General features: G+C 65.5%; 19 protein-coding genes and 3 tRNA genes. 8 read left to right on the top strand and 14 right to left on the bottom strand.

Annotated features, from left to right (window positions below):
- Positions 1–73: 73 nt before the first annotated feature.
- From NF551_RS00765 to NF551_RS00750, 4 genes are all read right to left on the bottom strand, one after another.
- Positions 74–1,663: an MFS transporter gene (locus tag NF551_RS00765; RefSeq protein WP_227896566.1), complete on the bottom strand. Its 1,590-nt coding sequence runs from the start codon at positions 1,661–1,663 to the stop codon at positions 74–76.
- A 202-nt stretch (positions 1,664–1,865) separates the two neighbouring features.
- Positions 1,866–1,941: transfer RNA gene (locus tag NF551_RS00760), tRNA-Phe, on the bottom strand.
- 57 nt (positions 1,942–1,998) lie between these two features.
- Positions 1,999–2,072: transfer RNA gene (locus tag NF551_RS00755), tRNA-Asp, on the bottom strand.
- 61 nt (positions 2,073–2,133) lie between these two features.
- Positions 2,134–2,206, bottom strand: a tRNA-Glu gene (locus tag NF551_RS00750).
- Between the two features lie 130 nt (positions 2,207–2,336).
- Here NF551_RS00750 and NF551_RS00745 point away from each other — a divergent pair.
- Positions 2,337–2,756 (top strand): metallopeptidase family protein, encoded by a 420-nt coding sequence (locus tag NF551_RS00745; protein ID WP_227896565.1) that lies wholly within the window; start codon positions 2,337–2,339, stop codon positions 2,754–2,756.
- A gap of 9 nt (positions 2,757–2,765) precedes the next feature.
- Positions 2,766–3,695, top strand: a complete 930-nt coding sequence (locus NF551_RS00740; protein WP_227896564.1) for a cation diffusion facilitator family transporter — start codon at positions 2,766–2,768, stop codon at positions 3,693–3,695.
- Between the two features lie 9 nt (positions 3,696–3,704).
- On the opposite strand, the gene NF551_RS00735 is transcribed toward NF551_RS00740, so the two are convergent.
- Positions 3,705–4,700: a universal stress protein gene (locus NF551_RS00735; protein ID WP_227896563.1), complete on the bottom strand. Its 996-nt coding sequence runs from the start codon at positions 4,698–4,700 to the stop codon at positions 3,705–3,707.
- Positions 4,701–4,897: 197 nt separating this feature from the next.
- Between NF551_RS00735 and NF551_RS00730 the strand changes: the two genes are divergently transcribed.
- A complete protein-coding gene (locus tag NF551_RS00730) occupies positions 4,898–6,331 on the top strand; it encodes an NCS2 family permease (protein WP_227896562.1) in 1,434 nt (477 codons plus the stop codon).
- 90 nt (positions 6,332–6,421) lie between these two features.
- Here the strand turns inward: NF551_RS00730 and NF551_RS00725 are convergent, their stop codons facing one another.
- From NF551_RS00725 to NF551_RS00715, 3 genes are all read right to left on the bottom strand, one after another.
- Positions 6,422–7,300, bottom strand: coding sequence for a spermidine synthase (locus NF551_RS00725; protein WP_227896561.1), 879 nt, complete (start codon positions 7,298–7,300; stop codon positions 6,422–6,424).
- Positions 7,301–7,384: 84 nt separating this feature from the next.
- Complete coding sequence (locus NF551_RS00720; RefSeq protein WP_227896560.1) at positions 7,385–7,735, bottom strand: thiamine-binding protein; 351 nt, start codon at positions 7,733–7,735, stop codon at positions 7,385–7,387.
- A 63-nt stretch (positions 7,736–7,798) separates the two neighbouring features.
- Positions 7,799–9,322 carry an amino acid permease gene (locus tag NF551_RS00715; protein ID WP_227896559.1) on the bottom strand — a complete coding sequence of 508 codons (1,524 nt, stop codon included), beginning with the start codon at positions 9,320–9,322 and terminating at the stop codon, positions 7,799–7,801.
- Between the two features lie 183 nt (positions 9,323–9,505).
- On the opposite strand from NF551_RS00715, the gene pta reads away from it, so the two are divergent.
- From pta to NF551_RS00695, 4 genes are all read left to right on the top strand, one after another.
- On the top strand, positions 9,506–11,578 hold the full coding sequence (gene pta, locus NF551_RS00710) for a phosphate acetyltransferase (protein WP_227896558.1): 2,073 nt from the start codon (positions 9,506–9,508) through the stop codon (positions 11,576–11,578).
- Positions 11,579–12,715, top strand: coding sequence for an acetate/propionate family kinase (locus tag NF551_RS00705; protein WP_227896557.1), 1,137 nt, complete (start codon positions 11,579–11,581; stop codon positions 12,713–12,715).
- A gap of 154 nt (positions 12,716–12,869) precedes the next feature.
- Positions 12,870–13,262: a hypothetical protein gene (locus NF551_RS00700; RefSeq protein ID WP_227896556.1), complete on the top strand. Its 393-nt coding sequence runs from the start codon at positions 12,870–12,872 to the stop codon at positions 13,260–13,262.
- A gap of 123 nt (positions 13,263–13,385) precedes the next feature.
- Positions 13,386–14,570, top strand: coding sequence for a zinc-dependent alcohol dehydrogenase (locus NF551_RS00695; RefSeq protein ID WP_227896555.1), 1,185 nt, complete (start codon positions 13,386–13,388; stop codon positions 14,568–14,570).
- 49 nt (positions 14,571–14,619) lie between these two features.
- On the opposite strand, the gene NF551_RS00690 is transcribed toward NF551_RS00695, so the two are convergent.
- The 3 genes from NF551_RS00690 to NF551_RS00680 are packed head-to-tail and all read right to left on the bottom strand — an operon-like array spanning position 14,620 to position 17,783.
- Positions 14,620–15,018 (bottom strand): DoxX family protein, encoded by a 399-nt coding sequence (locus NF551_RS00690; protein ID WP_227896554.1) that lies wholly within the window; start codon positions 15,016–15,018, stop codon positions 14,620–14,622.
- Positions 15,015–16,868, bottom strand: a complete 1,854-nt coding sequence (locus tag NF551_RS00685; protein WP_227896553.1) for a glycoside hydrolase family 15 protein — start codon at positions 16,866–16,868, stop codon at positions 15,015–15,017. Before NF551_RS00685 ends, NF551_RS00690 begins: the two co-directional genes overlap by 4 nt.
- A 36-nt stretch (positions 16,869–16,904) precedes the next feature.
- Positions 16,905–17,783, bottom strand: a complete 879-nt coding sequence (locus NF551_RS00680; RefSeq protein ID WP_227896552.1) for a glycerophosphodiester phosphodiesterase — start codon at positions 17,781–17,783, stop codon at positions 16,905–16,907.
- 293 nt (positions 17,784–18,076) lie between these two features.
- Between NF551_RS00680 and NF551_RS00675 the strand changes: the two genes are divergently transcribed.
- Positions 18,077–19,336 carry a DUF445 domain-containing protein gene (locus tag NF551_RS00675; RefSeq protein ID WP_227896551.1) on the top strand — a complete coding sequence of 420 codons (1,260 nt, stop codon included), beginning with the start codon at positions 18,077–18,079 and terminating at the stop codon, positions 19,334–19,336.
- On the opposite strand, the gene NF551_RS00670 is transcribed toward NF551_RS00675, so the two are convergent.
- From NF551_RS00670 to NF551_RS00660, 3 genes are all read right to left on the bottom strand, one after another.
- Entirely contained in the window at positions 19,333–20,079 is a 747-nt protein-coding gene (locus NF551_RS00670) for a hypothetical protein (RefSeq protein WP_227896550.1), read from the bottom strand. The two genes, NF551_RS00675 and NF551_RS00670, sit on opposite strands and share 4 nt — an antisense overlap.
- A 129-nt stretch (positions 20,080–20,208) precedes the next feature.
- Entirely contained in the window at positions 20,209–20,475 is a 267-nt protein-coding gene (locus NF551_RS00665) for a GlsB/YeaQ/YmgE family stress response membrane protein (protein ID WP_227896549.1), read from the bottom strand.
- 149 nt (positions 20,476–20,624) lie between these two features.
- Entirely contained in the window at positions 20,625–21,272 is a 648-nt protein-coding gene (locus tag NF551_RS00660; protein ID WP_227896548.1) for an alpha/beta hydrolase, read from the bottom strand.
- Positions 21,273–21,418: the final 146 nt, after the last annotated feature.

The following is a 21,418-nucleotide window of genomic DNA, read 5'->3' as shown; positions in this document are numbered from 1 at the left end:
CTACCAGTGAACCGGGGACGGCACGCGAAGGAAAGGGCTCCGCCGGATACTCCCCCGCAGCGGACCGCTTTCCTCAGTCCTGGACGGTTCCGCCGCCTTTGGGCCCGGGGTCCCGGAGCCGCTGCATCCGGAAAGACGTAAGCAGACCCAGGGTGCCGGCGAGTATCGGGATGGACAGCGCGATCTGCAGGGCAAGGGGCCTGGCCTCCGTGTTGATACGGAGGATTTCCTCCCGGATCTGCTCCGGCTGGCCGGTGAGGAGCTCCTGGAGCTGGGTGTCATTGAGGAGCTGCGCGTCGTCTTCGAGCACCCGGGCCACCTGCTGCTGTTCAGCGGCCGGGAGTACCGTGCTGGACTCCGCCAGGCCGGTGAAGATGATGGACAGAGCCGCCAGCATGATGCCGCCGGCAAACGCGAGCCCGAAGGACAGGCCAAAGGAACCGGCGGCGGAGTTCACGCTGGCCGCCTCGCTGACCCGTTCGTCGGAGATCGGAGACAGGGTGTAGTTGTTCAGCTGGGAGACCAGCAGCCCCAGCCCGGCTCCGGCGATGAGCAGCGGGAGAAGGAGCCACCACCCGGAGTCCGCACGCGGTATCACCGGAAGGAGCAGCACGAGTCCGGCAACCAGGAGGAGGAAACCCCATCTGATCAGGCTGGCAGGGCGCCGCTTCGCCGCCCGTTTTCCAGCAAGCAGTGCGACGGCGAACATGGTCAGTGAGAGCGGGGCAATGGACAGCCCCGATTCCATGGCGTTGTAGCCGAGCACCATCTGCAGATAGATGGGCAGCACAATCATGGTGCCGCCCAGGGCAATCTGCTGCTGCATTTGCCCGGTGGCGCCAAACCGGAAGCCTTTCGACCGGAAAAGGCCGGGGTCCAGCAGGGTGGGCCTGCCCCGCCGCTTGCGCCGGACCAGCCAGTAGACGAGCGAGCCCAGCCCGACGACGCCGGCGGCCAGCAGCGCCCCTACCGCTTCACCGCCCTCCTGCCAGACGAGGATGCCCAGCACGATACCGCCCATCCCCAGGATGGACAGCAGCGATCCAACGGCATCCAGGGTCCGCGGCCCCTCATAGGGAACATCGTGAACGAGCTTGATGCCGGCCAGCACGACGGCGATGACGAGGGCTTCGAGCAGGAAGGCCACACGCCAGGACAGGAACGTGGTGATGAAGCCGCCCAGCAGCGGCCCGACCGCTGCGGCGATCGCCGCCGAGGCGCCAACCAGGGCGTAGACCCGCTGCTGCGCGGCTCCCTCGAAGTTGCCGTGGATGAGGGACTGAATGGAGGGCAGCAGCAGCGACGCCCCCAGTCCGCCGATCACGGCCCAGAAGATAATGATCGGCAGCAGGCTCTGGGCCAGGGTCATCGCCACGGCTCCGACCGCGTAGCAGACCAGTCCAATGAGGTAGGCCCGCTTGCGCCCGAACAGGTCGCCGATCTTGCCGCCGATCAGGATGAAGGCAGCAGACACCAGCGCTTCAAGGGCGATGGTCGACTGCAGCCCGCTGACCGTGGCGCCGACGTCGTGCACCACCGCCGAGATGGAGACGTTCATGATTGAGGTGTCGACCACGAGCACGAACATTGCCATGGCCAGCAGCAGTGCAAGCCGCCCGTTGAACGGTGCCTCCTGGGCGCCGTCGCCGTGCGCCGGTTTCATGGCTGGGACTTTTCCGGGCCCGGTGTGCCGGGGGCCGCCTGCAAACCGGGCATTTCGCCTCCTCTGGCGGCCCTGTCAGGCCCGCCGGCGGTTTGATTCCCCCTTCGCATAAAACCACAGCCGCCAACGCGAAGGAAGAAGAATCCAGGACTCGTCCCGGGCAAAGAAAAACCCCGCACTCACTGAGTACGGGGTTTTTAGCTGGTGGCTCCGACCGGCGTCGATCCGGTGACCTTTCGATTTTCAGTCGAACGCTCTACCAACTGAGCTACAGAGCCGGGCATCATCGAAAAGATGATCACCGAGATCTTCCAAATCGCTTCAGAAAATCTGAGCGACCCTGACGGGACTTGAACCCGCGACCTCCGCCGTGACAGGGCGGCGCGCTAACCAACTGCGCTACAGGGCCTTGCATTTCACGAGTGTCAACTCTACCAGCTTTTCGGCCGGTGATTTACCACTTCCGTGAGTACCCCCAACGGGATTCGAACCCGTGCCGCCGCCGTGAAAGGGCGGTGTCCTAGGCCGCTAGACGATGGGGGCTCAGAACACGCAGCGTTCAACTTGGCTGGCTCCGAGGCTTCTCGGTTCCAGTCGCATTTCCCGGCTGCGGACCTATAAAACTATAGGGCCTACTTCGGCGATTTCCAAAATCGTGTTCCGGCAGCGCCGAATGACGGTGCACAGACCCGGGCCGCCCAGCGCAGACTACAGTGGAAAAGTGCCGATTGAGATGAGCCTTGATGACTTCGAAGCCGCGGTCGACGACGCCTTGGATTCCATTCCTGAGGACCTCGCCAAGGCGATGAACAACGTCGCGGTCTTCATTGAGGACGAGTACGTTCCTGGCCCGCACGAAGACCCGGGTACGGAACTGCTGGGGCTCTATGACGGCACGCCCCTGACCGAACGGGATTCCTGGTGGGGTGCGGGTTCCCTTCCGGACCGGATCGTCATCTTCAGCGGCCCGCTGACCCGCATGTGTGAAACGCGGGATGAGCTTGTGGATGAAATCCGTATCACCGTCATTCACGAGGTAGCCCACCACTTCGGGATCGACGACGCACGGCTGCACGAACTCGGCTGGGGCTAGCCTGTAAGTATGGGCGATCATTCCGGCCACAGCCACGGCCTGCCTTCCGGCACGGCAACCGGCAGGCACCGCCGCCGGCTCCTTGCCGTCTTCCTGATCACGATGTCGGTGGTGCTGATCCAGACCGCCGGAGCCCTTGCCTCCGGCTCCCTGGCCCTGCTGGCGGATGCTGGGCACATGCTTTCCGACGCCGCCGGCGTCTCCATTGCGCTGCTGGCTGCCTGGATCGCGGGCCGGCCAGCAACTGACAGGCGGACCTACGGTTATCAGCGTGCCGAAGTGCTGGCCGCCCTGGCCAATGCAGTGCTGCTGATTGTCATTGCCGTCGTGATCTTCACCGAGGCGGTCCGCCGGATCGGGGACGCACCCGAGGTCCAGACCGGGATCATGCTCTTTGCGGCGATCGTCGGCGGGCTGGCCAACCTGGTTTCGCTGTTCATCCTCCAGGGCGGGCGGAAGGAGAGCCTCAACGTACGCGGCGCCTATCTGGAGGTCCTGGGCGACCTGCTGGGCTCGGCCGCTGTGGTGGTCTCCGCCGTCGTGATTATGCTCACCGGTTATCAGCAGGCAGATGTCTGGGCTTCGTTCCTCATCGCGCTGATGATCCTGCCGCGCGCCTGGTCGCTGCTGCGGGAGGTTATCGACGTCCTGCTGGAGGCGACACCGCAGGGGGTGGATGTCGCGATGATCCGGGAGCACATTGTCCGGGTTGACGGCGTGAGCGATGCCCACGACATCCATATCTGGACCATCACCTCCGGCGTCCCGGTGTTCTCCGCGCACGTGGTGGTGGACGAGGCGTACCTGACCCCCGGCGGGATGGATACGATCCTGGACCGGCTGGGCAGTTGCCTGGCCAGCCATTTCGATACCGAGCACTGCACCTTCCAGCTGGAGCCGGAGCGGCATGCCGTCCACGAAGGTGAACGGCACGCCTGAGGACTTCGGCTACTCCTCGGCCATCGGGCCGAACGTCTCCCGGTCCGCCAGGCGGGAATCATCCCGGTCCGGAACCACCATGACCGGCCCCTTGGCGTGGTGCAGCACGCTTTGGCTGGTCGAGCCGAGCAGCATGCCCGTGAACCCGCCGCGGCCCCGGGTACCCAGCACCACCAGTTCGACGTTGGCCGTCCGGGCCACCATCACCTCGGCCGGGGGTCCGTCGACCAGTTCCACGCTCATTTCCACGTCCGGGAAATGGCTCTGCAGCCAGTTCCGGCCCGCGGAGAGCTGTTCCATCACTTCCGCGTGAAGTGCGTCAAGATCCAGTGGGGCGGGAACCCAAGCCAGCGAGCCGCTGAACGGCGGGAGGGCGCACACGATCCGCAGCGGCAACCCGGTGCTCCTGGCCTGTTCCGCCGCAACCAGTGAGGCGGCGCGGCCCTGCTCCGATCCGTCGACGCCCACCACGACCGCCTGGTGGACATCATCGGCCACCGGACTGCCTGCGGGGGCCTGGACACCGGATTCGGGCAGCCTTCCGGCAGTGCGGAGCGGGACGACGACGGTGGGGCACTTGGCGTGTGCGGGCAGGGCACTCGAGACGGAGCCCAGCAGGCGGCCCACAAAACCGCCGCGGCCGCGGGAACCGACCACCATCAGGTCCGCGTCCTCCGAGAGTTCCAGCAGCACGGCCGAGGCATCACCGCTTTCAACCCGCGGCACGATTTCCAGGCCGTCCCGTGAAATGCGGGCCAGCGCCTTCTCCTGGACCGAGCGTGCACCGTCACGGATCACGGCGTCGTCCACGGCGGTGTAGCCGGCGTCCATCGAGGAGGCGGCAAAAATGGGAACTGTGTACGCGGTGACAACGTGCAGGGGAACGCTGCGGCGACGGGCTTCGCGCGCTGCCCAGGTCAACGCGCAGATGCTTTGGTCCGACCCGTCAACTCCCACGACGATCCCAGCCCGGGCCGAGGCCGCTTCCCATTCAGAATCGGACATACCGGCTCCCTTCGGATGCACGTGCCCAGCCTCCGTCGGCTGCGCTCCTAGTGCCAGACTACTCGTCCGACGCGCTCGGTTGCTGCAGATTTCTTTCACGCGCCCAGCCGGTTAAAGCCCAAGCCCCCAGCAGGACTACTATCGAAAATGCAGGATTCTCCCGTCCCAACCAGAACATATTCAGAGGGAAAGCCGTCATGCTCAAACAAGGTTCCAGGCTGGACCGGTATTTCGAGATCTCCAAGCGGGGTTCCACGGTAGCTACCGAGGTCCGCGGCGGTCTGGCCACGTTCTTCGCGATGAGCTACATCGTGGTGCTGAACCCGCTTATCCTCGGCGGCGAGGACGGTTCCGGCCGTGCCCTTGGCGGGCCGGCGATTGCCGCGGCCACCGCACTCGTGGCAGGTGTCCTGACCATCGTCATGGGCGCCTGGGCCAAGCACCCCTTTGCCATGGCCACAGGCCTCGGCGTCAACGCCTTCGTAGCCGCTACCGTTGCCACCAACGAGAACCTCACCTGGCCGGATGTGATGGGCCTGGTGGTCCTCGCCGGCATCACCATGTTCATCCTGGTGCTGACAGGGTTCCGGACGGCGGTGTTCAAGGCAGTCCCCGCGAGCCTCAAGACTGCCATCGTGGCGGGCATCGGCCTGTTCATCGCCCTGCTCGGGTTCGTGAACGCCGGCTTCGTCCGCCGCATCCCCGACGTCGCCGGGACCACCGTTCCGGTCGAACTTGGTGCAGGCGGAGTGCTGCTTGGCTGGCCCACGTTCGTCTTCGTCTTCGGACTGGTCCTGACCATCGTGCTGATGGCCCGCAGGACACGCGGCGCCATTCTCATCGGCATCCTGGCCTCCACGGTCCTGGCCGTCATCATCGAAGCCGTCGCGCCTCCCGGAAACCAGGGCGCAGGCGTTGCCACCGGCTGGTCCCTGGTCACCCCCAGCATGCCCGAATGGGCTGCTCCGGACCTGTCCCTGATCGGCAACTTCAACCTGTTCGGATCGTTCGAGACGCTTGGCGTCATCGGCGCCTCCCTGCTGGCCTTCGTCATCCTGCTCAGCATCTTCTTCGATGCCATGGGCACCATGGTCGGACTCTCCACCGAGGCCGGCAGCATCGACAAGGACGGCAACATCCCGAATACCGAGCGGGTGCTGCTCGTGGACGCAGCCGGCGCCATCGTCGGCGGCGGTGCCAGCGTGTCCTCCAACCAGTTGTTCGTGGAGTCAGGCGCCGGCATCGGTGAAGGTGCACGAACCGGGCTGGCCTCGATCGTCACGGGCCTGCTGTTCCTCGCAGCAATGTTCCTGACGCCGCTGATCTACCTGGTGCCGTTCGAAGCCGTGGCACCGGCGCTCGTAGTCGTCGGTTACCTCATGGTCTCCCAGGTGGCCAAGATTGACTGGACCGACATTGGCCTGGCGCTGCCGTCCTTCCTGACGATCGTGCTCATGCCGTTCACCTACTCGATCGCCAACGGGCTGGGCGCCGGATTCGTCTCCTACGTGCTGATCCGCATCTTCCAGGGCCGCGCCAAGGAGATCCACCCGGTGATGTGGGTTGTCTCCGCCGCCTTCGTGCTGTTCTTCTGCGTCGGACCGATCGAAGCCGCACTCGGCATCATCTAGTCCCTGCCGGACACAAAGCGCAGACAAAGCGCACAAAAAACGGGTGCCCCGGCCAATGCGGCCGGGGCACCCGTTTTTGCAGGCAGGGAGCTACGCCGGCCGCACCGTGCGCGGGGCCTCGGCGTCGTGGATCACCTTGGAGCTGCCGGCGAAGGACCGGACCAGCTTGTCGTCCCAGAGCTGCGCAGGCAGGGCGCCGCCCAGCAGGCGCCGCGGCAGTGACGCGTCCTGGGCGAAGGGGACATCCGAGCCGGCGATGATGATGTTTCCGTAGCGGCGGCCCTTCAGCATCGCCGGATCAGCGACGATAGCCGTGTGGCTGAAGGCGGCGGCAATGGTCGCGGCTTCGCGGCGGGCCATCCGCAGGTCCGGGGAGTCACCGCAGTTGACCACGTACAGGCCGTCCGCTGCCAGCACCTTTTTGGCATGGACCAGAAATTCGGCTGAGGTCAGCGGCAGCGGGGTCTTGTCCCCTGCGAAGACGTCCCGGATCAGCACATCCCGGCTGTCTTCGCTGAGTGATTCAGTGACTTCGCGGGCCTCTCCCACGCGCAGCCGCATCAGCGGAGCCCTGGGCAGGTCGAACCACCCGCGCACCAGTTCAGCCAGCTTGCCGTCCAGTTCGACGACGACCTGCCGGGCTTCCGGATAGACGGCGGCGAAGTAGCGCGCCAAGGAACAGGCTCCGCCGCCCAGGTGCAGGGCCCGCAGCCGGGTCTCTTCGGGGAAGCGGGACTCCACCACCGCCGCAATCCAGCGCATGTACTCAAAGTCCAGTTCGCGCGGGTTCGCCAGGTCGATGTGCGAGGAATGCACGCCGTTGATCTTCAGCAGCCAGCCTGTGGAGGAATACTGGTCAGGCAGCAGCTCGCAGGTCCCGGTATCGATTTCGTGGCGGCCGGGCACCGGCCCGGTGCCGGCATCCGGCACCTCATTCGGTGCCGCCTTGCCGGGACGTTTCCTGCCCATTCAGTTCTCCGCCGGCCGGACGCGCATAAAGCTCATGTATCCAGCTTAGGCTTCGGGAGAGCCCGTTGTTTCCGGTCCGGCGGGCTAGGAGTGCCCCCGGTATTCGTCCTCCTCGGCGAGGACCTGTTCCAGCCGCTCGACCTTGCCGGTCAGTTCCCCGGTGTGCCCCGGCCGGATGTCCGCCTTCAGGACCAGGGAAACGCGGCTGCCGTACCGGCCGACCGCTTCCGTGGCGCGGCGGATCACATCCATGACCTCGTCCCACTCACCTTCGATGGTGGTGAACATGGCGTCCGTGCGGTTCGGCAGGCCGGACTGGCGGACGATTTTCACGGCCGCGGCAACGGCGTCGTGGACCGAAGCATCGGCCGAAGGACCGCCCGGGCCGGTTTCCGGGCCGGTGCCGGAGGGAGCAACTGAGAAGGCTACAAGCATGCGCCCAGTCTGCCACTGACGGCGGAAAACCAGAACATCGCAGGCTCCGGGCGCAGACCTCCCCTAGTCCGTGATCTGCTCCCCGGGCTTTCCATCGGCAGCCGCTGCGGGGACCTGGTTCTTCGGGTTCAGGCGTGAACGGCGGCGGCCGTAGACAAAGTAGAGGGCAAAGCCGGCCGCCAGCCAGAACATGAAGTAGATCCAGGTTTCCACGGACAGGTTCGTCATCAGGTACAGGCACAGCAGCGTCGACAGGACGGGAAGCACGGGCCCGAAAGGTACCCGGAAGGCGGGCTTCAGGTCCGGACGCTTGCGGCGCAGCACCAGGACACCGGCGCTGACCACAACGAACGCGGACAAGGTGCCGATGTTGATCATTTCCTCGAGCAGGTCCACCTGGGTGAATCCGGCTACAAGGGCCACCAGGACGCCGCAGAGGATCTGCAGCCGGGCCGGGGTGGCGTGCTTGGAACTGGTCTTGGACAGCGCGCGCGGCAGCAGGCCGTCGCGCGACATGGCCAGGACCACCCGGGCCAGGCCCATGAGCAGCACCATGATGACGGTGGTGAGGCCGATCAGCGAGCCGATCGCAATGACCTGGGCGGCGCCGGTATTGCCGACCAGAGCGAATGCCGTGGCCAGGTTCGGGGCCTCCACGGACGCGAGTTCCTTGTAGGACACCATGCCGGTCAGCGCCAGCGAGACGCCGATGTACAGCAGGGTCACGACGGCAAGGCCGGCGAAGATGCCGCGCGGAAGCGTGCGTCCCGGATCCTTGACCTCTTCGGCGGACGTAGCAACGACGTCGAACCCGATGAACGCGAAAAAGACGACTGCGGCTCCGGCGAAGACACCGAGCATGCCGTACTGCGCTGGTGCGGCCCCGGTGAAGAAGGAGAACAGCGACTGCGCCATCACGCCTTCGGAACCGGCGGCCTCAGTGGAAACGGAGTCCGGGATGAACGGGGTGTAGTTCGCAAAGTCGATGTAGAAGAAACCGGCGACGATCACGAAGAGCACGACGCCGATCTTGATCAGGGTGAAGACGTTGCCGACCCGGGCGGAAAGCTTGGTTCCCATGACCAGCAGGACGGTGAACAGCGCCACGATCAGGAACGGGCCCCACGTCATGTCTACCGGGCCAAGGGAAATCGTGGCCGGGATGTTCCAGCCGATCAGCGCAAAGACTTCACTGAGGTAGATGCCCCAGTACTTGGCGATGACTGCCCCGGCCGTGAACAGTTCCAGGATCAGGTTCCAGCCGATGATCCAGGCGATCAGCTCACCCATCGTGGCGTAGGTGAACACGTAAGCAGAACCGGCCACGGGGATGGCCGTGGCGAACTCGGCGTAGCACATGATGGCCAGCGCGCAGGTGATCGCGGCCAGGATGAAGGACAGCGTTACTGCCGGTCCGGAGAACTGTGCGGCTGCCTTGGCGCCGACCGAAAAGATGCCTGCGCCCACCGCGACGGCTACGCCCATGATCATCAGGTCCCAGGTGGTCAGGGACCGTTTGAGCCGGCGGCCTTCCTCATCGGCGTCGGCAAGCGATTGCTCAATGGGTTTGGTGCGGAACAGACTCACTGCGTTTCGTCCTTGCTGTGTTGCTTAGCGGTTGCTTGGGAGCGGCTCGCGGGCCGCAAGAAGTGCGGACGATACAAGTGTAGGCGGAAGGCCGGTAGCGAAGTGCACTTCGCTTTGGGAGGATGGGGACAGCCCGTGCAGAAGTCCCCGGTGCGGGTGCCGTCCTAGAGATCGGACAGTTCCATGGCCCGAGGTATCTATGTAAGCGCCATGACTCCCGGATCCGGCAAGTCTTTGATCAGCCTGGGCCTGGCCGACATGCTGCACCGGCACGCAGACCGGGTGGGATTCTTCCGCCCGATCGTGGAGGGAACGGACCGCGACGACGATCCGGTGGTCCGCCTGATGCAGCGCCGCTTCAACCTCAGCACTTCCAACTGCCGCGGCGGGCTGACCCGCCCGGAACTCCGCGCCCTCCTGGTAGCCGGTGAACGCGGCGAAGTGGACGCGCGGTGCATGGCAATTTACAGCGAAATCGCAGCGAATTGCGACGTCGTCATCGTCGAAGGGACGGACCTCTCGGGGCACGACGTCGCCCTGGAGTTTGACCTCAATGCCCGTCTCGCCAATAACCTGGGGGCAGTGGTCATCGCCGTCGTCAACGGCCTGGACGTAGGCATCGAAGAAGTAGCGGACGCGGTGGACGTGGCACGGCGCGAGCTGACTGCCGCGAAATGCGACATCCTGGCGATGATGGTCAACCGGGCCGCGGAGTCCGCCGTCGATGAAATCCGGGCACATGTCCGGCCCGGGGCGTCACACCGCCCGGTCTACGTGCTGCCCGAGCTGAACGAGATCTCGCAGCCATCCGTCTCTGAGGTCTCCAAGGCATTGAATGCCCGGCAGGTTGCCGGCAGCACGTCGCTGGAGCGGGACGTGACCGGCGTCAAAGTCGCAGCCATGACCGTGGGGAATTTCATCACCCAGCTAGCGGACGGTTCGCTCGTGATCGCCCCGGGCGACCGTGCGGACGTCATGGTGGCCGCCCTCGCGTCCTCCTTCTCCTCCGAGTTCCCTGTTCCCAGCGGCATGATCCTCACCGGCGGGCTTCCCGTGGATCCCGGCATCCTGGCCCTGCTGGCGCAGGCACCCTTCCCGGTGTTCGCTGTGGACAGCGACACCTACGCGGCGGCCCGCGACGTGAGCCAGGTACGCGGGGAGATCGCCACCGGGCAGCGGCGGAAGGTTGCTGCCGCACTCGGCGTCTGGTCGCGCTACGTGGATGAGAAGGAACTCCTGGAGCGGCTGGAGCTTCCCCGCCCGGAGAAGACCACTCCTCTGCGTTTCCTGAACGAGCTCATTGTCCGCGCCCGGACAAACCGGCAGCATATAGTCCTGCCAGAGGGCCTGGACCTGAGGATCCTCCGCGCCGCGGAGATCCTGCGCCGGCGCGATGTCTGCGCGCTGACCATCCTTGGCCCGGAGATGCAGGTCCGGGAATTGGCTGCCAGCGAAGGCATCGACCTGAGCGGAATAACCTTCATCAATCCGGCAACCAGCGGACTGCGGGACGACTTCGCCCGGGAGTACCAGCAGCTGCGCGCCAATAAGGGCGTCACGCTGGAGGACGCCCACGAACGTATGCTCCAGGGGGCATACTTCGGAACCATGATGGTGAAGCTGGGCCGCGTCGACGGAATGGTGTCCGGTGCGGCGCACACAACGGCCAACACCATCCGCCCGGCGCTGGAGTTCATCCGCACCAAGGACGGAGTGAAGATCGTTTCCTCGGTCTTCCTGATGCTGCTGCAGGACCGGGTCCTGGTCTACGGCGACTGCGCAGTGAATCCGGAGCCTGATGCCGAACAGCTTGCTGACATCGCCCTGGCTTCCGCTGCGACCGCGGCACAGTTCGGCATTACCCCGCGGGTAGCCATGCTCTCCTACTCCACCGGGTCCTCGGGCAAGGGCGGCGCTGTGGAAAAGGTCCGGCAGGCAACCGAAATTGTCCGCACGCAGCGCCCGGACCTGCCGGTGGAGGGACCAATCCAGTACGACGCCGCTGTGGACGCGTCCGTGGCGGCGTCGAAAGCACCGGGATCGACCGTCGCGGGCCAGGCGACGGTGTTTATCTTCCCGGACCTGAATACCGGCAACAACACGTACAAGGCGGTGCAGCAGTCGGCCGGCGCAGTCGCCGTCGGACCGATCCTGCAGGGCCTGCGCAAACCGGTCAATGATCTCTCCCGCGGCTGCACGGTTGAAGACATCGTGAACACCGTGGCTATTACAGCCGTACAGGCACAGGAGGACTAAATGCTGATTCTGGTGGTCAATTCAGGTTCATCTTCACTCAAGTACCAGGTCCGCGACACGGACACCCGTGAAGTCCTGGCCAAGGGCCTCATTGCCCGGATCGGCGAAGGGGACGTTCCGGACCACCACACGGCAATGCTGCTGCTGAGCGAGCAGGTGCGCGATGCCATGGGTGACAAACGGATCGATGCGGTAGGGCACCGCGTGGTGCACGGCGGCGAGCGCTTCAGCCAGCCGGTACTGGTAGACAACGAAATCACCCGCGCAATCGAGCGCCTCAGCCCCCTGGCGCCGCTGCACAACCCGGCGAGCGCCATGGGAATCCGTGCAGTCGCCGAACAGTACCCGGGTGTCCCCCAGGTCGCCGTCTTTGATACGGCGTTCCACCGGACACTTCCGGAGCGCGCGTGGCGTTACGCCATTCCGCAGACCCTCTACCGCCGGTACGGCATCCGGCGCTACGGCTTCCACGGCACCAGCTGCGCGTACGTCAGTGAAATCGCGGCGGGATTCCTCGGCATACCGGTAGACCGGTTCGACGGCATCGTGGCGCACCTGGGCAACGGCGCGTCCGTTACCGCCTTGAAGGAGGGGCGCAGCATCGACACCTCCATGGGCTTCACCCCGCTGGCCGGACTTGTGATGGGAACCCGCAGTGGGGACATCGACCCCTCGGTCCTGGTGTTCCTGGAACGAGAGGGGTACACGGCCGAAGAGCTGGATGACCTGCTCAACCGCGAGTCGGGGCTCCTGGCCCTGGGCGGGGCGGCGGATATGCGGGAACTTACGGCTGAGGCTGACGGAGGAAACGGGCAGGCTGAGCTGGCGCTGGAAATCTCTGCGTACCGGCTGGCCAAGTACATCGGCGCCTACCACGTGGCCGTGGACGGCGCCAAGGCGATCGTCTTCACCGCCGGAATCGGCGAGAACGACGACCCCTACCGGGCCAGGGTCCTAAAGCATCTTGGTGCGCTCGGCGTGCGGCTGGATGAAGAGGCGAACGCCTCGCCCTCCAAGGACACCCGGCGCATCAGCACAGCGGACTCGGCCATTGAGGTACTGGTGGTCCCCACCGATGAGGAGGAAGCCATTGCCGAGGCAACAGCGGAGACAGTCCTCGCAGCGGGCCGGGAATAAGAACCACGCTTTGACCAGCGGATCAAACCTACCGGCGGGTACTTAGGCAAAGACTCCCGAAGGCCTCCCGGGGGGCGACAGGTGACCATAAGCATTGCTATATTTCAGGACAGGTTAAGCAGAAGCCGCGGAATCCCTCGTGCGTGGAGTTGGCATGGAGCACAGCCTGCGGGTACTGGTAAGAATCGACACTAAGAGCTCAACAGCGTGCGTCGAAGTGCGCGGTTGCCTGGCCGCGGAGACGTGCCTGGACCTGTTCGACATCCTCCGGAACACCGCCTCGCTGGGTGCCCATGTGACCGTCAACCTGTCCAAGGCGCACCATTTGGACGCGTCCGCACTGGATGAACTGCTTGTCCTCGCGGATAAAATCCCCTCAGTACCCCTGGGCACCGGACACACCACCGTCTCGATCCAATTGCCTGCCCGCCTGCCCGCCTGCGGGCATGCCGCCTCCCCCGAGCAGGGCCCGCCGCTCACCAACGACCAGGCCTTCGACATGGCCTTCCTGCAGCGCGATCCGAAAGCGTTCCGCCGGCTGAGCTAAGGGCGCAGCCTGCCTTCTGCAGTCCCCCCGGGTTTCCGCACGCCACGCCGCCTAATTGTCAGCAGCCTTATAAATTTGGCAGGATGGGGCAACGTATCCCGCAGCAAACGAGCAGGAGGCAGCATGAAGGCAGTCACATGGCAGGGCAAGCGCAAGGTCAGCGTCGAAGAAGTACCGGATCCGGTGATCGAACAGCCAACGGACGCCATCATCCGCATCACCTCTACCGCACTCTGCGGTTCGGACCTTCACCTGTATGAAGTCCTGGGCCCGTACATGAACGCCGGGGACATCGTGGGCCACGAGCCCATGGGCATTGTCGAAGAGGTCGGCAGCGCCGTCACCAACCTCAAGCCCGGCGACCGCGTGGTCATCCCCTTCCAGATCGCCTGCGGCCAGTGCTTTATGTGCCGCCAGGGCCTCCAGACCCAGTGCGAGGTCACCCAGGTCCGCGAAAAGGGTTCCGGCGCAGCGCTGTTCGGCTACTCCGAACTCTACGGTTCCGTTCCGGGCGGGCAGGCCGAGTACCTGCGCGTCCCGCACGCCGACTACGGCCCCATCAAGGTCAGCTCCGAAGGCCCGGACGACAAGTACCTTTTCCTTTCGGACATTCTTCCCACCGCCTGGCAGGGCGTGCAGTACGCCAACGTGCCCGACGGCGGCACCCTTGCCGTTTACGGGCTGGGCCCGGTGGGCCAGTTCGCGGCGCGGATCGGCACGCATCTGGGCTACCGGGTCATCGGCATCGAACCCGAGGCGGAGCGGCGGGAACTGGCAGCACGCCACGGCGTTGAAGTGCTGGACTTCTCCAAGGACCTTGGCGATGAGCTGAGGGAGATGACGCAGGGCCGCGGCCCGGATTCCGTGGTGGACGCCGTGGGCATGGAAGCACACGGCTCCCACGTGGGCGCTTTCGCCCAGGCAGCCGTGGGCCTGCTCCCTGATGCGCTGGCCCAGAAAGCCATGGAGACTGCGGGAATGGACCGCCTCTCCGTTGTGCACAGCGCCATCGACGCCGTGCGCCGCGGCGGCACGATCTCGCTAAGCGGCGTCTACGGCGGCACGGCAAGCCCCATGCCGCTGATGACCATGTTCGACAAGCAGCTCAACTTCCGCATGGGCCAGGCCAATGTGAAGCGCTGGGTGGATGACCTGCTGCCGCTGGTCGAGGACCCCGCCGATCCGCTGGGGGTACTGGACCTGGTGACCCACCGGGCAGGGCTGGAGGCAGCCCCTGAGCTGTATGAGAAGTTCCAGAAGAAGGAAGACGGCTGCATCAAGGTGGTCTTCCAGCCGGGGCTGAACTAGCTCCCCACCGCGTTTCCCGTCCGTCCCTTCCAGGGGCGGGCGGGAGCATTTAAGCCTTCCTGAGGCTCCAGGCCCAGCGGATAAGCGGAAGCTGGAGGGGCAACCGCAGGCTGTGGATGACCCGCTCTCGGTCCGAGCCCCGCTCCCCAAAGGCACGCTCAAGCGCACTGACGTGGCCGGCAATAAACGCGGCGAACATCAGTGCCGTGCCTGTGGCCGCGGCCCGGCGGGTGGCCGGAACCAGCAAACCCGCTGCGGCGGCAATCTCTGCCGCACCGCTGGTGCTGATCCACTGGCTCCGCGTCAGGACACCAAACCGGCCCTGCTTGTCCCGGCAGAGGCTCCGCGGCACCACCTGCGCGTAGAACCCCGGGCTGCGGAAGTGGTTGACGGCGCTGACGCTGAGCAGCGCGGCCAGGGCAGCGGCTGAGGCGGACTGCTTGTTCATAAGCTTCTTTCCATCGGTGGAACCGGCTGGTGGCTCGGCTGCTGAGCGGCGGCCGGCGCCGACTGGATCGCGTCGGCAGCGCGCACCAGGGCCAGATGGGAAAACGCCTGAGGAAAGTTCCCCGCCATGCGGTCACCGCTGGTGTCATATTCCTCGCTGAGCAGCCCTACCTCGTTCGCATACCCTACAAGCTGGTCCATCAGGGCCCCGGCATCGGCGCTCCGGCCAGTCCGGGCATACTGCTCCACCAGCCAGAAACTGCAGGCCAGGAAGGGGTTTTCGCCCGGCTCCAGACCGTCGACGCCGGACTCGCTGCGGTAGCGAAGCAGCAGCCCGGCAGGATTGAGAAGTTCCTGTTCCAGGAATTCCACGGTCCCGAGCATCCGTGGATCGTCATAGTCCAGGAACCCCACCTGCGGCAGCTGGAGCAGGGCGGCGTCCGGCAGCGAGCTCCCGTAAGACTGCACGAAGGTATTGCGGCCGGCGTCGTAGCCCTTGTCTATGATCTCCGCCCGCAGTCCGTCCCGCAGGGCTTCCCAGATTTCCACCGGCCCGGACAGCCCGTCCTGGCTGGCAGCGCGTGCAGCCCGGTCGAAGGCAGCCCACATCATCACCCGCGAATGGGTGAAGAAGCGCGGCTCCCCCCTAACCTCCCAGATCCCGTGGTCCGGGTCCTCCAAATGGCGTTCCAGGAACCCGAGCAGGGCCCGCTGCAGCGGCCAGGAGAAACCGTCTTCCTGGATCCCGCGGTCCCGCAGGCGGGCGAGGGCCACCATGACGGTGCCGACGACGTCGGCCTGGTACTGGTCAACTGCTCCGTTTCCGATCCGCACGGGGACGGCACCGGCATGGCCCGTGAACTGCGTCAGGATGCGCTCGGGGAGGTCCCGGCCGCCGTCCACCGCGTACATGATCTGCAGGTCATCCGGATCCCCCGCCACCGCCCGCAGCAGCCAGTTGCGCCAGTGCAGGGCTTCCTCCGAGTACCCGTGGGTCATCATTGCTTCGAGGGTGAGGGCCGCATCCCGCAGCCAGCAGTAGCGGTAGTCCCAGTTCCGCGTACCGCCAAACTCCTCCGGCAGTGACGTGGTGGGAGCAGCGACTATGCCGCCGGTGTCCTCATGGGTCAGCGCCCGGAGCACCAGCAGTGAGCGCAGCACCGGTTCCTGGTAGCGGGCGCTGTCAACGCAGAGCCCCGACCAGTTCCGCCAGTAGGCAGTGGTGGAGGCCAGGCAGGCGTCAATGTCGTTGCGCTTGGGGGCGGGCCGGTGGGAGGGATACCACACCAGCTCCAGGTCCACCTGCTCCTTTTCTCCGACGATGAAGCTTCCTGTGTGGTGATGGTCGCTGCCGTGCGGAATGTTGCCTCCGTGGAGCACCATGGCACCGGGCCCGGCAATGGCCAGCAGCCGCTCGGCACCGCCCTGCCTGTCGCGGCGCATCCACGGGACGGTGGTGCCGTAATTGAAGCGGACCTCGAGCTCCTGGCGCATCTCTACGCGGCCGCTCAGGCCCTCGATCCGCCGCACCACGGAGGCCCTGCGGTCCTTGACCGGCATGAAGTCCGTGACGAGGACTTCCCCGGAGTCAGTCCGCCAGTGGGTCTGCAGGATGAAGGTGGAATCCAGGTAGGCCCGGTGCAGCACCCGTGCGCCCGGAGCGGAGGGTGCCACCAGCCACCGGCCGTGGTCCTTGCTGCCGAGCAGGGCACCGAAGACGGAGGGCGAATCGAACCGCGGAAGGCAGAGCCAGTCAATGCTTCCGTTCCGCGACACCAGGGCGCCGGTGTGGAGGTCCGAAAGCAGGGCGTAGTCCTCGATTGGAGTGGCCATTGCACCACTCAACCACACGCTCCCGGCAGCCGCCTATGGGTCCGGTGCGCAGCCTTAGTGTGCCTGCACGGCGGCGTCGAGCCTGGAAAGAACCTCCCGCAGGCGTGCCGGATAGTTCGTCGTGAACTCGCGGACTCCCAGCGCGAAGGCGGCGGTGGCATCGGCTTCGGTGTCCACGGTCCAGGCCCGTACGGTCCGGCCGGCGTCCGCCCAGGCCGCTACCCGCTCGGGGTGGGCCCGCAGGTACTCCACGCCCGGCCCGGCGATGCCGGCACTGCCGTCCGTGAGCAGCTGCTCGCCGGCGGCCAGCGCGCCGTGCAGCACGCCGGCAGCATCCGATCCTGCGGGAAGCAGCGCCGCGGCCTCGGCAACAGCGGCGTCGTCGACGTCGGACAGCAGCTGGCATACGAACCCTGCGGGAACATTTCCCAGCAGATACTGGACGGATTCGGGACTGAAGCTCATGAAACTCACAGTGACCGATCCCAGCCGCGAGGTTTCAGGGTCCCAGCCGCGTGAGCGGAGCAACGCCAGGACGGTGTCCTCCAGTTCCAGGCCAAACGGACCCGGCTGTTTGAACTCGATGGCCAGCCCGATTTCCCGCTCGACGCCGGAGAGCAGGTCCAGCAGATCGGACAGGGACAGCAGCTGCTCTGCTGCCGTTCCGAACCCTTCCGGCAGGACAACGCCCTTCCAGGCGCTGAAATCCAGCAGCCGCAGCTGGTCAAGGGAGATACCCGCGACGGCGCCGGAGCCGGACGAGGTCCGGTCCACTGTGGAGTCATGGATGAGCACGGCCTGCCGGTCACTGCTGAGGTGGACGTCGCACTCCAGCCCGTCAGCGCCGTCGGCCAGGGCCTGCAGGTACGCGGCGCGGGTGTGCTCGGCGTACTCGCCGCTGGAACCCCGGTGGGCATAGATGAGGGATCGCATGCAGGACCTTCCGGTGCGCTGTTCGGGAACTGGATCCAGCCTACGCGAGATCACCGACAGTCCCCGGGCGGTCCGCACCCGGCGCGATGCGTGGCGCGCAGGGACCCGGGGCTGGTTAGATGGCAGTGCCGGTCCACACAGGCACTGCGGGAAAACCCCGGTGCCTGGACTTCGCAGGACCGCACCTAAGTTTTGGGAGTTGCCTGAATGTCCGCTTGCCTGACGTCCTTGAACCCTACTGCCCGGCGTGTTCTCCCGCCCCTGCGGTGCCGGTTTGTTCCGGAGGTGCGCCCATGAGCACGCCGCTGCTGGAAAAGGACGCCGTCAAAGCCGCTGCCCTGCGGCGGATGAAGCTGGTGGCCACCGGCCTGCTGGTGATCCTGGGCATCATTTTCGTTTTCGCATTCGCCCTCCAGGACCAGTACCCCTGGCTGCAGTACGTGCGTGCCGCCGCCGAGGGCGGCATGGTGGGTGCCCTGGCGGACTGGTTCGCCGTCACTGCACTGTTCAAGCATCCCCTGGGCCTGAAAATCCCGCACACGGCCATCATTCCCCGCAACAAGGACCAGATCGGTGCCACGCTGGGCGACTTCGTGGAGGACAACTTCCTCTCGGACGAGGTCGTCGAAGCGAAACTGGCCTCGATCGGAGTTGCCGAACGGGCCGGAGCCTGGCTGTCCCGGCCCGAGAGCGCCGCGCGGGTGGCCGCTGAAGGCGCGGCGGCGATCCGCGGGCTCCTGCGGGTGCTCGACGACGAGGCAGTCCGGGAAGTCCTTGAGTCCATCTTCCGCAGGCACGTGGTTGACGTCCCGTGGGGGCCTCCGGTGGGACGGATGGCTGAAAAGGTATTCGACGAAGGGCACCACCACAAACTGGTCGACCTGCTCGTGGACAGCCTCACCGAATGGGTTGAACAGAATCCCCACGTAGTTTCGCGGCTGGTATCGGAACGCTCGCCCTCATGGGTTCCCGGCTTCCTGGACGACCTGGTCGGTGAACGTGTCCAGGTAGAGCTCACCCGCTTCCTCGAAGCTGTGCAGGACGATCCGAACCACCAGGTACGGCGGGCGCTCGATGACTACCTGCGCGGCTTGGCCAACGACCTGCAGCATGATCCGGAAGCCATGGCCAAGGCCGAGCGCATCAAGGAACAGGTGCTGGATGATCCGCGGGTAAAGGAACTGGTCACCCAGACATGGAGCACCATCAAGAACGCCCTGGCCGAGGCCGTTGACGATCCGGCCAGCGAACTGACCACCAACTTCAAGTCAGCCGTGCAGGACTTTGGCACGCGGCTGGTCAGCGATCCGGAGCTGGCCGCCAAGGTCAACGCCTGGGTGGCTGATGCCGCGGGTTACCTGGTCCGGACCTACCGCAAGGACATTGCCGGCGTCATCACGGAAACGGTGGAACGCTGGGATGCCGAGGAGACCTCGGAAAAGATTGAACTGCAGGTCGGCAAGGACCTGCAGTTCATCCGCATCAACGGCACAGTGGTCGGCTCACTCGCCGGCCTGGCCATCTTTACCGTCGCGCACGCGGTTTTCGGCTAGGCCGGCCGCTTGTCAGGGAGCGCCTGGATTTCCTCGGCAAGCTCTCCCGGAATGGACTCGGGTGCCTCACCGAACGCGCGGTGGGCTGCCTTGATGACGGACCGGCCCATCGTGTAGTTGCCGGCCCCGCCAATAACGGCGCCAACCCCCAGTGGCAGCGCCCGCCCAATGATGACGGATCCCTGGCGGGCAAGCATCTTCTTCATGAACTGGCGCCGGATGGTCGCACCGAGGCTGCCCAGCATCCCGGAGGAGGCGCCGCCGAGGGCGTTGCCCCACGGCTGGCCCTTGCCGAGCTGCTGCATCATGGCAGTGCCCTCTTCACCGAGCATGATGGCCATGACCACGGTCCGCGAGCGCTCGGGGTCCTGGAGCCTAACGCCGTGGATCTCAGCGACAGACTGGGCGTACAGGGCCGTGGCTTCGAGGAAGCCAACGGTCGCGGCTGCGGAGAGGCCCAGCGCGGCAGCAGTACCAACCGCCGGGATTACAGCCGTCGCACCCACTGCCGCTCCGCCTCCGGCGACGGCTGCGAGGTAGTGGTGTTCCAGGATTTTCACGAGTTCCGCGGCGGACGCGTCGGGGTGCCTGCGCTGCAGCCTGCGGATGTTGGCAAGGACCAGTGGCCGCTGGACTTCCACGGCCCGTTCGATGCCCCGGGCAATGTGTGATTTGGGTCTGCCGTCACGGTCGAAGACGGCACCGCCTGCAAGCCGCAGTGCACTGTTGGTCTTGAAGCCCATGAACGCTCCTTACAATCGCCGATGTCCGCCCATCAGCCTACGCGAGCGGACTTAAAAGAGAACGGGCCCACGGAAGCAAATCCGTGGGCCCGTTTTCTGGCTGCGGGCAGAACCCGCAGCCGTGCCTTACTAGGCCCGAGCACCGCGCTTGGTGATCATGCCGTAAACCAGCAGGACGATCACGGAGCCGAGGATGGCTACGATCCACGTCTGGATCGAGAAGAATTCCTCAAGACCAATGCCGAAGATCGCGTTACCGATGAAACCGCCCAGCAGGGCGCCAACGACACCGAGGACCAAGGTGATGATCCATCCGCCGCCCTGGCGTCCCGGAAGCAGAGCCTTCGCAATGGCGCCTGCAATGAGTCCCAGAATAAGGAAAGCAATGATACCCATGTGAATACTCCTTGCTGTGTGAGTGACTAGTGAAAGTCCGCGCTGCCTGTGGGCAACGCTTTCCCTAAGCCTACTTCATAAGTAACCTTACGCGAACTCGAATCGCCCCAAAATAACCACCGCTAGGAACATCGTGCCTAGTCAGAGGCTTAATCAGGGAGCTTATATTTTTTTGTGTTCCGCACGAATCTGTTCAGGAAAACACCTATGTCGCGCACTTCGTCCGCACCTATCCGGTGCCCCATGCCGGGGTAGGTGCGCGCAGTCAGGAAGGTGTTGGCAGCCAGCCAGGATTCGGCCGCAAGCACGGCGTCGGGATGGATGACCCAGTCCTCGCGGTCCCTTCCCCAGAAGAAGGGCACGGGGTCCGCCAGGGGTTCCGCCATGGCGAGCAGTTCACTGGGAACCACAAACCCGGACAGGCCGACAACGCAGGTAAACGCCGCAGGCCTCAACCGCAAGGCTGTCACGGCCATGGCCATCCCCTGTGAGAAGCCCAGCAGCGAGACGCCGGTGAACGTTCCCTGCTGCTGCAGCTCCGTGATGGTCGCCAGCAGTGCGGATCCGGCCGCCAGCACCTCAGCCGGATCCGATGCCAGCAGCGGATCCAGCAGGAACCAGCCGAAGCGCCCGCCGACGTCGAACGGCCCGCGGAGCGCAGCACAGGTAATTCCGGCGGGCAGCCGGCCAAAGAGCCCGGCCATGGCAGCCTCGTCAGAGCCGTACCCGTGCAGCATGACCAGCAGGTGGGTGCCGGTGCGCTCGTTTTCGGGAGCGGACCAGAGAACGTGGTGCATGACTCCACACTAGGGGCCGCCAGTGCTCGCCGCGGCGTTTGGGGACGCAGCGGACCGGCCTTCCGGGAAGCCATTGCAAATGGGTTGGACAGGAATCTACCGTTGCAGGACAGCGCATACCCGTGCGCCGCGGCCACTGATTACGG

The organism is Arthrobacter caoxuetaonis, from assembly GCF_023921125.1.
GTDB lineage: Bacteria > Actinomycetota > Actinomycetes > Actinomycetales > Micrococcaceae > Arthrobacter_B > Arthrobacter_B caoxuetaonis.
The sequence above is the reverse complement of the archived record's forward strand: the minus strand, read 5'-3'. Positions and strand labels throughout refer to the sequence as shown.